17 protein-coding genes and 1 pseudogene are annotated in these 12395 nt (G+C 48.0%); 2 read left to right on the forward strand and 16 right to left on the reverse strand.

What is annotated here, in order from left to right; all coding sequences use genetic code 11:
• The first annotated feature begins 5 nt into the window (after positions 1-5).
• Positions 6-467 carry a thiosulfate oxidation carrier protein SoxY gene (gene soxY, locus B0F88_RS10740; protein ID WP_104423941.1) on the forward strand — a complete coding sequence of 154 codons (462 nt, stop codon included), beginning with the start codon at positions 6-8 and terminating at the stop codon, positions 465-467.
• 1 nt (position 468) lies between these two features.
• The gene (soxZ, locus tag B0F88_RS10745) at positions 469-780 is read left to right on the forward strand and encodes a thiosulfate oxidation carrier complex protein SoxZ (RefSeq protein ID WP_104423942.1); all 312 of its coding nucleotides are present in this window, start codon (positions 469-471) and stop codon (positions 778-780) included.
• 37 nt (positions 781-817) lie between these two features.
• Here the strand turns inward: soxZ and B0F88_RS10750 are convergent, their stop codons facing one another.
• The 16 genes and pseudogenes from B0F88_RS10750 to B0F88_RS10820 form a co-directional block, all read right to left on the reverse strand.
• On the reverse strand, positions 818-1120 hold the full coding sequence (locus tag B0F88_RS10750) for an antibiotic biosynthesis monooxygenase family protein (protein WP_104423943.1): 303 nt from the start codon (positions 1118-1120) through the stop codon (positions 818-820).
• A 125-nt stretch (positions 1121-1245) separates the two neighbouring features.
• Positions 1246-2076, reverse strand: coding sequence for an alpha/beta fold hydrolase (locus B0F88_RS10755; RefSeq protein WP_258076620.1), 831 nt, complete (start codon positions 2074-2076; stop codon positions 1246-1248).
• 29 nt (positions 2077-2105) lie between these two features.
• Positions 2106-2903 carry a methyltransferase domain-containing protein gene (locus B0F88_RS10760; RefSeq protein ID WP_104423944.1) on the reverse strand — a complete coding sequence of 266 codons (798 nt, stop codon included), beginning with the start codon at positions 2901-2903 and terminating at the stop codon, positions 2106-2108.
• Between the two features lie 40 nt (positions 2904-2943).
• A complete protein-coding gene (locus B0F88_RS10765) occupies positions 2944-3273 on the reverse strand; it encodes a hypothetical protein (RefSeq protein WP_104423945.1) in 330 nt (109 codons plus the stop codon).
• A 149-nt stretch (positions 3274-3422) separates the two neighbouring features.
• Positions 3423-4688, reverse strand: a complete 1266-nt coding sequence (locus B0F88_RS10770) for a GGDEF domain-containing protein (RefSeq protein ID WP_181049884.1) — start codon at positions 4686-4688, stop codon at positions 3423-3425.
• A gap of 110 nt (positions 4689-4798) precedes the next feature.
• Positions 4799-4952: pseudogene (locus tag B0F88_RS20000) on the reverse strand (IS701 family transposase); the annotation flags it as partial.
• A 384-nt stretch (positions 4953-5336) separates the two neighbouring features.
• Positions 5337-5780, reverse strand: coding sequence for an IS200/IS605 family transposase (gene tnpA, locus B0F88_RS10775; protein WP_104423947.1), 444 nt, complete (start codon positions 5778-5780; stop codon positions 5337-5339).
• Between the two features lie 559 nt (positions 5781-6339).
• Positions 6340-7074 carry an HNH endonuclease gene (locus B0F88_RS10780; RefSeq protein WP_104423948.1) on the reverse strand — a complete coding sequence of 245 codons (735 nt, stop codon included), beginning with the start codon at positions 7072-7074 and terminating at the stop codon, positions 6340-6342.
• A 258-nt stretch (positions 7075-7332) separates the two neighbouring features.
• Entirely contained in the window at positions 7333-7605 is a 273-nt protein-coding gene (locus B0F88_RS10785) for a DUF1640 domain-containing protein (RefSeq protein ID WP_104423949.1), read from the reverse strand.
• Positions 7606-7668: 63 nt separating this feature from the next.
• Positions 7669-8313 carry an FMN-binding negative transcriptional regulator gene (locus B0F88_RS10790; RefSeq protein ID WP_104423950.1) on the reverse strand — a complete coding sequence of 215 codons (645 nt, stop codon included), beginning with the start codon at positions 8311-8313 and terminating at the stop codon, positions 7669-7671.
• Between the two features lie 4 nt (positions 8314-8317).
• Positions 8318-8521 carry a GFA family protein gene (locus B0F88_RS19730; RefSeq protein WP_258076622.1) on the reverse strand — a complete coding sequence of 68 codons (204 nt, stop codon included), beginning with the start codon at positions 8519-8521 and terminating at the stop codon, positions 8318-8320.
• A gap of 32 nt (positions 8522-8553) precedes the next feature.
• Entirely contained in the window at positions 8554-9243 is a 690-nt protein-coding gene (locus B0F88_RS10800) for a CTP synthase C-terminal region-related (seleno)protein (protein ID WP_104423951.1), read from the reverse strand.
• Between the two features lie 55 nt (positions 9244-9298).
• Positions 9299-10177, reverse strand: a complete 879-nt coding sequence (locus B0F88_RS10805; RefSeq protein ID WP_104423952.1) for an EamA family transporter — start codon at positions 10175-10177, stop codon at positions 9299-9301.
• A 216-nt stretch (positions 10178-10393) separates the two neighbouring features.
• Positions 10394-10873: an IS5 family transposase gene (locus B0F88_RS10810; RefSeq protein WP_258076623.1), complete on the reverse strand. Its 480-nt coding sequence runs from the start codon at positions 10871-10873 to the stop codon at positions 10394-10396.
• A gap of 394 nt (positions 10874-11267) precedes the next feature.
• The gene (locus B0F88_RS10815) at positions 11268-11948 is read right to left on the reverse strand and encodes a helix-turn-helix transcriptional regulator (protein ID WP_104423954.1); all 681 of its coding nucleotides are present in this window, start codon (positions 11946-11948) and stop codon (positions 11268-11270) included.
• Between the two features lie 52 nt (positions 11949-12000).
• Positions 12001-12372: a VOC family protein gene (locus tag B0F88_RS10820; RefSeq protein WP_104423955.1), complete on the reverse strand. Its 372-nt coding sequence runs from the start codon at positions 12370-12372 to the stop codon at positions 12001-12003.
• Positions 12373-12395 lie beyond the last annotated feature (23 nt).

A 12395-nucleotide genomic window follows, 5' to 3' on the forward strand; every position in this document is an offset into this window, starting at 1 on the left:
CATTCATGACCGACAACCGCAGGGCATTCATCAAGAAGTCTGTCGCTTTGGGCGGTTACTCGCTTATCGCCACAGGCGGACTGCTTGGCTCGTCCGACGCCAACGCAGAATGGCTGCCCGATACCTCGATACTGCAACAGACCTTAAAGCGCCTGTTCAAAGCCCAGGACATCATCGCATCCGACAAAATCGCCATCCAGATTCCGAAAACTGCGGAAAATGGCGCAGCCGTACCGATCACGGTCACCAGCAGCCTGAACAATGTTGAAAGCATCGCCATACTGGTCGAAAAAAACCCGATACCTTTGGCCGCCAAATTCGAGCTATCGCCAGACCTGGAGCCTTTTGTCTCGACGCGTTTGAAATTAGCCGAATCCTCGGTCGTCATGGTCATCGTAGAAACCGGTGAAGGCTTTTACAGCGCCGGCGAGAAAGTCATCGTCACCGTTGGCGGCTGCGAGATTTAATATGTCGAGCATTAAAATCCGCAGCAAACGCATGGACGGCAAGACGCAAATCAGGATGCTGATAGCCCACCCGATGGAACACGGACGCAATCGGGACGCCAAAACCGACTCATTAATCCCCGCGCATTTCATTCAGAAACTAACGGTAAAACATAATAAAAACGTGATTATTAGCGGCAACATCGGCGCCAATGTTTCCAAAGACCCCTACTTTGCTTTCATGCTAAAAGGCGGCAACATCGGCGATAAAATCACCATCAGCTGGGTCGATAACCTGGGCAACAAAGATACCCAGGATCATATTGTGAAATAAATGTGAAGTCCTGTAGGCCGGAAACATCCGTCCATCGCTACGCCTTTGCGCCGGCTACCGGCTCATAGTGCAACACCGTAGGAAATGGGTCGTAAAAATGATGAAGCAGCTCTTTCCACTGTTGATATTGCGACGACTGGCGAAACCCCACTTCATGGTCTTTGAGGGTTTGCCAGCGCACCAGAAGGATGTATTCGCCATCCCGCTCAACGCAACGCTGTAGTTCATGCGAGACGTAACCCGGCATTGAAGAAATGATGGCTTGCGCCTTGTCAAAGGCTGACTCGAATTCGGCATATTGACCGGGGCGGACTTGCAACAGAGCGACTTCCAGGATCATAGATCAGACTCAAAAACATAAATCGAATAGCCGTATTCCAGTGTTTTTTAAGAATGCCTTAAATATAAACAGAGAAACCAGTGCGGCCATGTTATCGCCTACAAGCCGGCGCGTTCCACTTGGCCTTATTGTTGGGCCTTGCTCAATTGAGTGCATATCTTTGGTGCTGTTTCGTACAAGCATGAATAATGAGATAGACCGTCCAATACTTCGACATGTGAGCAACTCGGAATCGCCGATTCTAAATATTCAGCCATAAATTTTGGCGACCAATTGTCCTCTGCTCCGTGCCAGATATGCGTATTGACGGAAATCTCAGGGAGCGTGGTTTTCCATGGATGCACATAAGCCTTAATATCTCTTGTGTAGCCTTGGACGCGACCAATAAAGCACGACCTCAATGTTTTAATGATGCTCACTTGAAACTCACGGTTGACGACCAATGCTTTATCCTCACCAGCGGTATTTGCAAACAACAAGCGAAATAACGCATTGGGAAAAAGCAAAGCGAGCCCCCCTTGCCAATAAGATAAAAGAACGAATAAGACGGGAAATGCTTTTGCTAATTGAAAAACGTGCTTCCCTGCCATTGCGCTAAGAAAATCGCCCGCTTCTAGCGGCGCAGCAGCAGAGACTAAATGCAGATTTTGAACTTCATTGGCCATATAGCGGCATGTCTGTAGTGCAATGAAAGCGCCAATTGAAAATCCAATGACATCCACTTTTTCCCCAGCGGCTTTCTTTAAAATCTCTTTTGCCAAAAACTGGTAATACGCCTCACCGTCTATTGAAGCATCTACAGAAAACCGATCAAAACAAATAAACGTTAAGCTATTTTCTTTTCCATAAATATCAAAAATGGCGCATTCTTCTAGTGCGCCGGGCGCACCATGAAAATAGATAATTAGCCGCCCATTATCGGAACCGAACTGGCTAAATTTCAACGGTTGTCCCATCTGATGCCTAACGTCAACTTGCCCCCTGCTTATGTGATTTTTTCTGCTTCAACTTCAATCATTACCATAGCCACATGCGCTTTACCGTCTGCTGCTAGCGGCACTTTATCGAGATATTTCGAACAAACCTCTTCGATAAAACCTTCCCTCTGTTCTGTTGGAATGCGTAGCGTATAAGGCAACCATGTTGTCCGAATCCATCCTTCCAGCCCTGATTTTCCATCATGCGTCATGTCTTTTGGCATGAGTTCAACACGCTTTATAGAAAAGCCGGCTTCTTTCAATAGCACTTGATAGTCATCGACACCCAGAAAAGTAAAGGGGAATTCAAAGCCGGTAAAATACTGCGCCCATTTATTTGCCGCTCTAACCTCGTTCATAACCGAAAGTATCCCTTCGGCATCGCCTTTTCCGCCCATTCGCAGCAGAATCTTTCCTCCAGCCCTGAGGCTGTTATATAAGCCCTCAACGACAGGTTGATGATTTTTGACCCAATGCAGCACCGCATTTGAGAAAACCAGGTCAAAACAGCCTTCAAACGACAAATCGCTCGCATCCATGACTTGGAACGAAAGATTAGCATGCTGGTTTTGCGAATATTTTTCCTTTGCCAAGTCTATCATCTGCCTTGAGTTATCAACGCCGACCACCGAGCCATCGCCTACTAAGCCAGCGATTTCCGCCGTTACTTTGCCATCGCCGCACCCCAAATCAAGAATGTCTTCTGCGCCTGTTAAATTCAGATTTGCAATAAGCTCCCTTGCCCATTTTTGTTGGGCTTGTGAGTTTCTCTGATAATCCTTGGCATTCCAACTATAGGTATTCATATTTTCCTTATCGCATAACGTAAAGCTAACCGGGCGCGGCTTATTTTTTATAAAACTTTTTGGTGTAGCAGGCCATAAGCAGCCCCTTGACCGTTGCAATATCACTTTGTTGATAAATCTTGCTGTCCTTATCGCTCATGGTCGGCATCAGGCTTTTTGTTTCATCGGAAATGTCTCTGTTGCTAAACACCGCATCAGCTGCGCAATCACAATAAGATTTGGCCTGTTCCGCAGGGCGTGTGGAACTTTCCTGCTGTATGCAGTTATTAATGTAAGCCGATTTAACCAGGTTTGCCTTATCCTTTTCACCACTGCATGCCGATAAGCCGAGGCATAAAGCCGCGATAATCACTAAAATTTTCTTATTCATTTTGTTCCTTATTATCGATTATTGTTATGGGGTTACGTCGGACAAAACCTATTTGGATAGCGAAAAGGTGCAAGCCAAGCCTCACTGCTGAAAACAAGCGGTTACACGGATTTCCTTACCCTCTGGTGAAGCTCCAAATCCACAGAAGATTAATAACAAAGCCGATTTCTGCCGCCGGCTTTTGCTTGAAACAGATTACTATCGGCTACTGCCAGCATCTGTTCAAAACCGTCAAAACTAAGATCGCCATTCAGGCCTATGCTCATGGTAACCTGTAGATCAGGATGTATCGCTGACCAAGGGAAATTTTCAATCTTTTTACGCAGTCTTTCGCATTGTTCCACTGCTTGCATCAACGGCGTTTCAGGAAAAATAACGACAAATTCTTCACCGCCATAACGGGCGACAACATCGCTTGCGCGTATGCCGTCATTCAATATACCGGCAACTGCTTTCAGCACTTCATCACCGATAGCGTGAGAAAACTTGTCGTTTACCTGCTTAAAATGATCAATATCGCCAATCATAAAACTCAATGGATGCTTATATCGTTTCATCTGGTTGAAAAGCTTATTCGCCTGTTCATTAAAGTAGCGGCGATTATAGAGTTGAGTCAATTCATCGCGAATACTCAGCTCCTTTAAAAGCAAGGCCTGCTCGCTAATGGTGCAGTTGGACTCCTTCAGTTTCTCATAAGCATGGGCAAGATCGGCACTCATACGATTAAATGCTTCAGCAAGGATAGCTGTTTCATCATTACCATGCACTGTCACCGTTTGGCGGAGCTCCCCTTGGCTCATGGCTCTGATAGCCGTTGTCAGTTCATGAAGCGACTTGCTTAAGCGTTTACTGAACAGAAAACCGAGAAAAATCGCCAGTGCGCCGGCAATAACAAATGCATAGATCAGAGCTTCCCTGATTATCGCCAGATAATTCCGGTCTATCGCAGATAAATTGGGCTTGCCCTGTGGAATCGCCAATGCCAGCACCTGATTTTCCAGCATAATGGGAGTCACTCCCAAACGGGCCGACACCGGCACAAATTCTCCATCTTCATATTTTCCGCCACCCAGTAACACCTTACCCTGCGGATCGAGCAATATGAACAGGAACGGCGGAGCCCACTCAGGCTCATCCGGCATCGGCGGCTTTAATCGCCGCCCGGCAGGCTCTATCCGGTCTTCTGGCCCGGAAAAGAACGGCTCATCAGGAAGCGCGCCTGTTAACGCGCGCTTGCGTCTGACAAACTGGCCAAACCGTTCGACCTGTCGCGCCTCGTTCCAAGACCCGTAAGAGGCAATATAGGCCGTAACATCCGCTTGAAAATTTTCAAAAGCGCGTTCCATCGCCATCTGATCAAATCGTGTCGACACCCGCCACTGGGCAATAATACCGACAACGATGACGGCGCTCATGCTGGTGATGATAAGCGCTAATGAAAATTTAAACCGGAGTGAATGCATTATTGATCGATAGGGTATGCAATTTGATTTTATTCATGATTATAACTGATGTTATGCAGTCTTTATTGTGGCAGCTCAGAATAAGCCATCTGATCTGCTTTAATTGGCAGCTTTGCCCGTAAGGCATTACAACTTGAATACGGCATAAATTGCCATAAATGGGTTGTTTTGTGTCGTGCCGGTTGGGGATTTTGCCAGTCCTGCATTGGCTTTCAGCCCTATAGGGGGCGCATCGCGCCCCTTTTCGGAATCCCAACATACAAGGAATCTTAATGCTTGAAATGGATACCCGTTAGAATATTTTAAAAAGCCCGGCCATTTTAATATTCGTAAATGGTGCGCGATGCGCACCCCTACCTGGCTTTCTTATTCATTTTGTTCCTTATTATCGATTATTGTTATGGAGTCACGTTGGGCAAACTGTTTATGCCCGATATTCATATACATCAAAATATTGGGCAACAAAAAGATGTTGTCCGACACGTCTGGAACCCCAACGGGGTTTAATCCGTTAGCCGGGGGTTGAGCGTAGCGACACCCCCGGATGGCATGGACAAAGAACCTTGACCCCGGCAGGGTCGCAGGTCGCAATAATCCGGGCTACAAATAATCCAGATTATAATCGACACCGGATTTTTCCAGCATTTCAACCAACTCATCCCGGAACGATTTCATTTTATGGTGTTGTTCCTGATTGGCGATATATTTCGCCACAGCGTCCAGCCCGGACGCACTAACGGTGAAAGCCGCATAACCTTCTTGCCATGCAAATTGCTTTTCTCCTAATGTATCATGAACCCACACGGAAGATGATTTCTTCAACTCCCGCATCAGATCGGCAAGATTGTGCGTGGATTTTAAAGACACCAGCAAATGCACATGGTCATCGATTCCACCAATTCGTTTTGAAAACCCGCCCAGTCTATGGACAATTCCACCGAGATAATCATAAAGCCGGGGACGCCATTTTGCATCTATGACGGGAGCACGGTTTTTAGTTCCAAATACGATATGGTAATGCAGACTAAGATAGGTGAATGACATGGTGTATTTCGCTTAGATGTTGTGTTTCTGCGACCCCGCTGGGGTCGGGAGGTTTGTTTCATGCCATCCGGGGTGTCGCTACGCTCAACCCCCGGCTAACGGCTTGAACCCCGTTGGGGTTCCTGACGCGTTGGGTTTCAGCTTCGCCTAAAGCGCCTGCTGTCGGTATCGTTAACCCAATATTTTCGTGCGAATGTGTTGGGTTGCGGAAAGATGCAACTCAACCTACGATGCTAGCGCGAATCTGCCTTACTGCTTTCATCCTTAGGCGTAGGCCGGAATAAGGCCATCCAAGCGCGTAGCGCGAGGTGGCGTTTCCGGCGAATTTGGATGGATGTTTGCCGGAAACACCAGTTCTCGCTGCCTACAAGCCGGACGGGGCATGTTGCCCCGTCCGAAACGTTTTGTGTTGATTAAGCTCAACCACTTTCTAGGCATTGTGGAAACGTTAGGAGCGGGGTTGCAAACCCCGCCCCGCTTGAGGAAGCGCCTACTGTTGGTATCGTTAAACCAATATTTTTGTGCGAATGGGTTGGGTGGTTCGGGTTACGCTACGCTGCTATCCGGCTGTATTTGCCATCATTTTTGTAAGCTCCTCAATTGTAAATGGCGGGTCTTTTTTATGTAGCATAGCGTGGCAGTTCGGACAAACTGGAACCATATCCAACTCTGGATTTACGATATATTCTTCGGCGATATTCGAAAGCGGAATTTTATGGTGAATATGAATATAGCCTTTCCCAATAGAACCATATTTTTGTGCAAAATCGATTTTGCATGCCGCACATGTATATCCAAGTTTTTTTATACAAATTTCTCTAGCAATAATGCTTCTCTCGTATCGGTTAGATATAGCTGCTTTTTTTGATCCTTCTGTTATTGTAGCTTCAGAAGTTGATGCATAGAGTTCATTTGTATGCTTAAGAATTACTTGTTGTGCCACCTGCACCCCTTGATTTGTTAGTGTCCATACGCCTTTACTTGCTGGCATCATGTATCTAATATATACAGAGTTTTTTGCTCTTTGCACTAAGGTTCTCCAATAAATCGCGTTTCTTCCATTTTTGTATATATCATCATACGTTCGCGTCCTTTCTATTTCAGTTAAATTGAAATAATCTGCTAGCGGTTCATAAGTGTCTTTAGCTTTGACAGCATGAACATCTCCACCATTTTCGTATATAAAGACAAGCAAAGGTTCTACAATTGCAAAAAAGTAAGGATAAGAAATTATTATTTCCCCAATATCTGATATTTTTCCTGATTTAATATCAATTGTTTCTTGTTGCTCCATCTTGGTTATTTCCTGAATTTTTTGATTATGTGGGAACTTAGCAGAGGATTGGCCTAATATAATATATACGACATCAATTGCCGTATATAAAAATTGTGCTTTCGTATATTCTTCATAAAGCCATCTAATTATTTGTTTTAATTAAGCCAACATACAGCAACAGGTCTGATGTGCAAACAAATAAGCACAGGCTCAGGTCTTGCAATCACTCATCCGATCTAACCTTAGCCCAGCCGGGCATACTGTTTATACCTGCCATCAAAAAAACGCCTTCAATACCAGCGATATAACGCCGGCCAATAATGCGCCGAGCATCCATCTGTTTAACTTTAATTCGCCGTCAATACGCTCAAAACGAGAATCCAGGCGTAATTCCGTTTCTTTTAAGCGGTGGTCTAATGTCAGATTAGAAACTAAGGTATCTTGCGCCTCGGAAATTACCCGCACAACAGCCTCTGCTTGTGCCTGCGGGAAACCGGCAGATTTTAGCTTGGCTACCAGTTCAAGGGTATCAAAGGTAACGGTGGTCATGGTATTGACTCCTGCTTTTAGTTTAACGCTCAGTCTACCACGACCTGACAGACGCCGGAAACTTCAGCCGACATGGTTAACCCCGGCGTCGACCAATGCGGCCATTGCCGCCGCCTCGCTTTGCCCGCCGGCATTCAGCCCTTGAACAACGCTACGCCGGTTTTGCGGCGGTTGATTTTGACTGACTTTCCACTTGCCGATTAACCGGGTGATAACCATTTCAATACCGACCACAGCCTCAATCAGCTTTCCGGTAAAATCCTCCGGCGCATCCGACACCGCCCACGGCTCGGGGAAAGCCGCTTCCTGTTGCTGCGTTAACGCTTCAAGCTGGGCGCGAACCCAAACAGCATCATCGATAATCCGCAAAGTACCGTAAGCATGAACTACCGCGTAGTTCCAGGTCGGAACCACCTTCCCTGCTTCCTGTTTGGTCGCATACCACGACGGGCTGATATAAGCGTCCGGGCCGTGGAATATGGCCAGCATTTCAACATCCGATGCAAGGTCATGCCAGAGCGGATTGGCCCGCGCTATATGGCCGCGTAACACGCCAAACGGTTCGGGTGCCGGTTCAAGATGCAAGGGAATGTGATTGGCGTTAATGCCGTTTGCGCCGAGCGTTACCAATGTCGCAAGCGGCCGGTTGCGGATCAGCTCGTGCATGACTTCAATATCGGGCTGTTCAAACTGTGACGGTATGTACATGGGTCTACTGAGAAATAAGAACTTCGCTGATTTGAATAACCGGCTCTATGTCCGTGTAATTGGGCATGTCGCCTTGCAGCATTGCGGCAGTCGAGGCGAACAGGGCCGCGTGGGCTTTTTGGCAAGTCCGGCAATGGCAATGAGCGACAGGCATATCGATGCTGTCGATTTCGTACTCAACGGCTCCGCATAAACAGCTACCTTTCATGTTAGTCCCCCCGTTACTTATCAACTGTATGACTATGAACGCACTACAGCTTCCAGAAAAGCCGTAACCAACGGATGCGGTCCTTCAGGCGCAGAGCGGGCTTGCGGCACGAACAACGTACCGATAAAAAACGGATGATCGGGGTGCTCAATGACGCGGATTTCACCCTCGGCATCGGCGCCCGAGACATTCAACGGCCCTTGCTTCAGCTCGTCAATGCAATCGGGGTTGACCCCGAAGTTGCAGTAGTAATGCTCTTTCGCTGACAGGCTTCCGTAGATTGCAGCTACCTGGGAGTCCGGTGCAAAATTAAGCTGCATCTCGCGGCCTGCCAGCGAACAAGCCAGTTGCGAAATAAACAGGCTTGAGGCGTAGGGATCGTACTCGGCATGTTGCGCGTCCTTAAAGCCTAAGACGTTCCGGGCATACTCGATCACCATATGCTGAAACCCGCCGCAGGTGCCGAAACAGGGGATTTTGTTTTCCCTGGCATAGCGAATCGCCCACAGTGTAAGCTCCATGCTTTTGTAAGGGCTGCCGGGCGCAACCCATATGCCAGAATACTGTTCAAACAGCGTGGGGCTTATGTCTTCAGTTGAAACCCAATCAACAGCCACCTCCACATTGAGCAGATTCCGGGCATGCCGGATGGCCGCATCGGTGGAAATATGCGGCGGGAATGTCGGCGTGTATTCGCCGAGCAAAGCGATAGCTTTAATCATGTCGTTTATTTTCCTATGGCGTGACAATCAGTTTTGATGTCCGCACCTTTTATGCTCAGGCCGGTCGGATGCGAACAGCAATGCGAGCCCCAAACAAATTGATGCACAAACCTGCAATAACCAGAGCGGCGGCGTTTATCTTCCAATCGAACAGAGGCTCCCTCAAGGCTAATGTTGAAGCCGCAAACCCGAATATCGGCACCAGCAAGGTAAACGGCGCCACTGTCGCAGCCGGATAGCGGCTCAACAACCAGCTCCATGCGGCAAATCCAAGCAGGGTCACCGGATACACCATATAGCCAATCGCGCCGACAGTCAGCCAGGAAATATGCGAAATGATTTCAGCATTCCAGCTGTTTTGTTCCAGAAAAAACGACAGAACCAACAGCGGCGGCCAAGCGACGAGGCTTGCCCAAACGACCAGCGCAAACATATCGACTTTGCCGAGTTTCTTGGAAATCAGGCTGCCTACCCCCCATGTGGCCGCTGCGGCGATAATCAGCATCAGGCCGTAAACCGAAATTTCACCGCCACTATTTGAAGCGACCAGCCCGATTCCCGAAAATGAAACCAAGGCGCCGGCGATTTGCCAAATGGAAGGTTTTTCGGCCAGGAATAAGACGGCCAGCAAGACCGTGAAGAACACCTGCATCTGTAGTACCAACGACGCCAGCCCCGCTGTCGTCCCGGCGTACATGCCGGAAAACAGCAACGCGAACTGAAGCGCAAACATCACCAAGCCGAAGCCGACAACCATGCGCAATGGCGCGGCGGGGCGCTTGATAAAAAAGATAGCCGGAAACGTACAGAGGAAGAACCTGAGTGCGCAAAGCAGAATGGGCGGAATTTCTTTAAGGCCGACTTTGATCACGACAAAATTGACTCCCCAAATAGCGACGACCAATATCGCCAACGCCATGTGATGTAAACGCATAGTTCTCCAGTGGGTCTGTTATAGATAACCTCGCATTTCGACAAGCTTAATACGGACGGCTCTAGGTTCTGTTGACGTTTCATCTCAGCCATAAAAGTACCGAAGAAAACGACAACATCCCCATGTAATTAACAGCTTTTTTCTCATATCGAGTGGCAATTCTGCGGTAGTGCTTGAGCTTGCCAATCGACTACATGCCGCTCTTTATAATAGCACTCAATTGTTTCTTTCCGATTCGATTTTGGCGGGATGACGGCTTTTATTCCCCGGCATTCCAACCGCTCTCAACTCGTTTGTGTCGTAAGCCTTGTCCGCTAAAACGGCAGAGGCTTTAACGTTTTCAAGCAAGGGTATCGCTTGCTTGCATTCAGCTTCCTGGCCGCCTGTCGGGATATACTTAATCGGCATGCCTAAAGCATCGCAGAGCGCGTGGATCTTACCGCTAAAACCACCTTTGGAACGGCCCAATGCCTCATTGTCGGCAGAGCTGTTTGCCGCCCCAGCCGCGCTGGCATGCGACCTAACCACCGATCCGTCCATAGAAACATCCTGTAAATCCGAGGCTTCAGAATAATGGCCGAAGAGTTTCTCCCAGACGCCATTGGCACGCCAGCGTGAAAAACGCTTGAATATGCTATTCCACTTACCTGCGTTGGCGGCAAAACCCGCCACTGCGATCCCTAACGTAATATCCACAAGCACGCACTAATAAATTGTCTGCACGTGTCTGGCTGACCGACATGAATGCCTGTTAATTTCTTTAAGTTTGCCAATATTCGCAGCCATTCTTCATCGCTTAAATTTATCCGGTTCATTCCACTCAAAATGATCGATTCTACCGGATTAGTGGAACGTCAACAGAACCTAGCGTTGCGGTCTTCAAAACGCAACGTTGCAACTTGCGTCTAGTTATCCAGTTGTTCAGTAAATTATTCATGGTGTACGAAACATAACGTAAAAGCAAACTCGATATAAATCAATGACTAGGTTAACCGATGTCACGCACGGATAATTTTTGTCCTGTTTGTCGTGCTGCATTCCCACGTAGCGTTAGGAAGGGTTCTGGAAAAAATAAAGTTTAAAATATGCGTCACATACAGGTCATACGCTTGATAAAGTCCTGCAGGCTTTGACCTTCGATGTCTATAAATGTCGCATTTTCCGATTGGATGCTCTGAATTCTATCCAGCCGGAAATTGCGAAAATCGTCTCGTAATTCACACCAACCGACCAAGGTCCAGACGTTTCCCCAAAAATAGAGCCCCAATGGGCGGATGCGGCGCAGGCTTTGCTCGCCGTCGGCACGGCAATAGCCCATCTGTAACAAGCGTTTGTCGTCTATGGCTTTACGGCAAATATCCAAGTTAACATCCAAATCTTGGCGCTGAGAGAAGCGTAAGGAAAACAGTTTGCTGTCTTCAATCTTGGTCCTTAGTTCGGCGGGAATGACGGCGGTAATTTTGTCCAGCGCCGATTGCGCCGAGTAACCCAGTTCGGTTCCCGCCCAAGTCTTTACCATCCTCGCACCGACGACCAATGCCTCGATTTCGTCCGACGTAAACATGATCGGCGGAATGTCGATGGAGTGCCGCAGCATATAGCCGACGCCGGCTTCGCCCTCAACCGGAACGCCGGACAGACTGAGATCCTGAATGTCCCGATAAATGGTGCGCTCGGATACCTCCAGGCGTTCGGCAAGCGTCTTGGCGGTGACCAGGCGCTTGTTGCGCAGGATTTGTACGATTTGAAATAAACGGTCGGCGCGTCGCATGTTTTTGGGTAGGAGGCGGCCGATGCTCCGGCCGCCTGTTGATCAATTATGATTAGGACGCTGAATACAAACCAAGCCGGTTGCCTTCGCTATCCAAAAACATCGCGAAGTAGCCGCAGTCGCCGTCATGAATCGGCGTTTTGGGCATGAGCACACTGCCGCCGTGTTGAACGACCCTATCCAGAGGAACGCTTAAATCCTCGCCGCCGTTGAAATAAATCACTGCGCCGGTTTGGCTGGGTTGGTAATGTTCTCCCTGCATTAGCATACCGCTGACGGCGCCTTCTTCGGCGTCGAAAATCGCCAATTGATAACCGCCCATTTCCTCGTCTTTAAAAGTGGCTTGCAGAACATTTTGGTAAAAGTCTTTAGCGCGTTGCATGTCGGTGACCGGAATTTCAAACCAAGTTGCTACATTGTTCATTTTTATCTCCGTATTTTAAGTGT

It is taken from the genome of Methylobacter tundripaludum, from assembly GCF_002934365.1.
Taxonomy (GTDB): domain Bacteria; phylum Pseudomonadota; class Gammaproteobacteria; order Methylococcales; family Methylomonadaceae; genus Methylobacter_A; species Methylobacter_A tundripaludum_A.

Coding starts and splice junctions, on each gene's coding strand:
- B0F88_RS10765 (WP_104423945.1), bottom strand. CDS start 3,273: ATGAATAAGAAAATTTTAGTGATTATCGCGGCTTTATGCCTCGGCTTA.
- soxY (WP_104423941.1), top strand. CDS start 6: ATGACCGACAACCGCAGGGCATTCATCAAGAAGTCTGTCGCTTTGGGC.
- B0F88_RS10815 (WP_104423954.1), bottom strand. CDS start 11,948: ATGCGACGCGCCGACCGTTTATTTCAAATCGTACAAATCCTGCGCAAC.
- B0F88_RS10755 (WP_258076620.1), bottom strand. CDS start 2,076: ATGGGACAACCGTTGAAATTTAGCCAGTTCGGTTCCGATAATGGGCGG.
- tnpA (WP_104423947.1), bottom strand. CDS start 5,780: ATGTCATTCACCTATCTTAGTCTGCATTACCATATCGTATTTGGAACT.
- soxZ (WP_104423942.1), top strand. CDS start 469: ATGTCGAGCATTAAAATCCGCAGCAAACGCATGGACGGCAAGACGCAA.
- B0F88_RS10750 (WP_104423943.1), bottom strand. CDS start 1,120: ATGATCCTGGAAGTCGCTCTGTTGCAAGTCCGCCCCGGTCAATATGCC.
- B0F88_RS10800 (WP_104423951.1), bottom strand. CDS start 9,243: ATGATTAAAGCTATCGCTTTGCTCGGCGAATACACGCCGACATTCCCG.
- B0F88_RS10790 (WP_104423950.1), bottom strand. CDS start 8,313: ATGTACATACCGTCACAGTTTGAACAGCCCGATATTGAAGTCATGCAC.
- B0F88_RS10820 (WP_104423955.1), bottom strand. CDS start 12,372: ATGAACAATGTAGCAACTTGGTTTGAAATTCCGGTCACCGACATGCAA.
- B0F88_RS10760 (WP_104423944.1), bottom strand. CDS start 2,903: ATGAATACCTATAGTTGGAATGCCAAGGATTATCAGAGAAACTCACAA.
- B0F88_RS19730 (WP_258076622.1), bottom strand. CDS start 8,521: ATGAAAGGTAGCTGTTTATGCGGAGCCGTTGAGTACGAAATCGACAGC.
- B0F88_RS10805 (WP_104423952.1), bottom strand. CDS start 10,177: ATGCGTTTACATCACATGGCGTTGGCGATATTGGTCGTCGCTATTTGG.
- B0F88_RS10780 (WP_104423948.1), bottom strand. CDS start 7,074: ATGGAGCAACAAGAAACAATTGATATTAAATCAGGAAAAATATCAGAT.
- B0F88_RS10770 (WP_181049884.1), bottom strand. CDS start 4,688: ATGAGCGCCGTCATCGTTGTCGGTATTATTGCCCAGTGGCGGGTGTCG.
- B0F88_RS10785 (WP_104423949.1), bottom strand. CDS start 7,605: ATGACCACCGTTACCTTTGATACCCTTGAACTGGTAGCCAAGCTAAAA.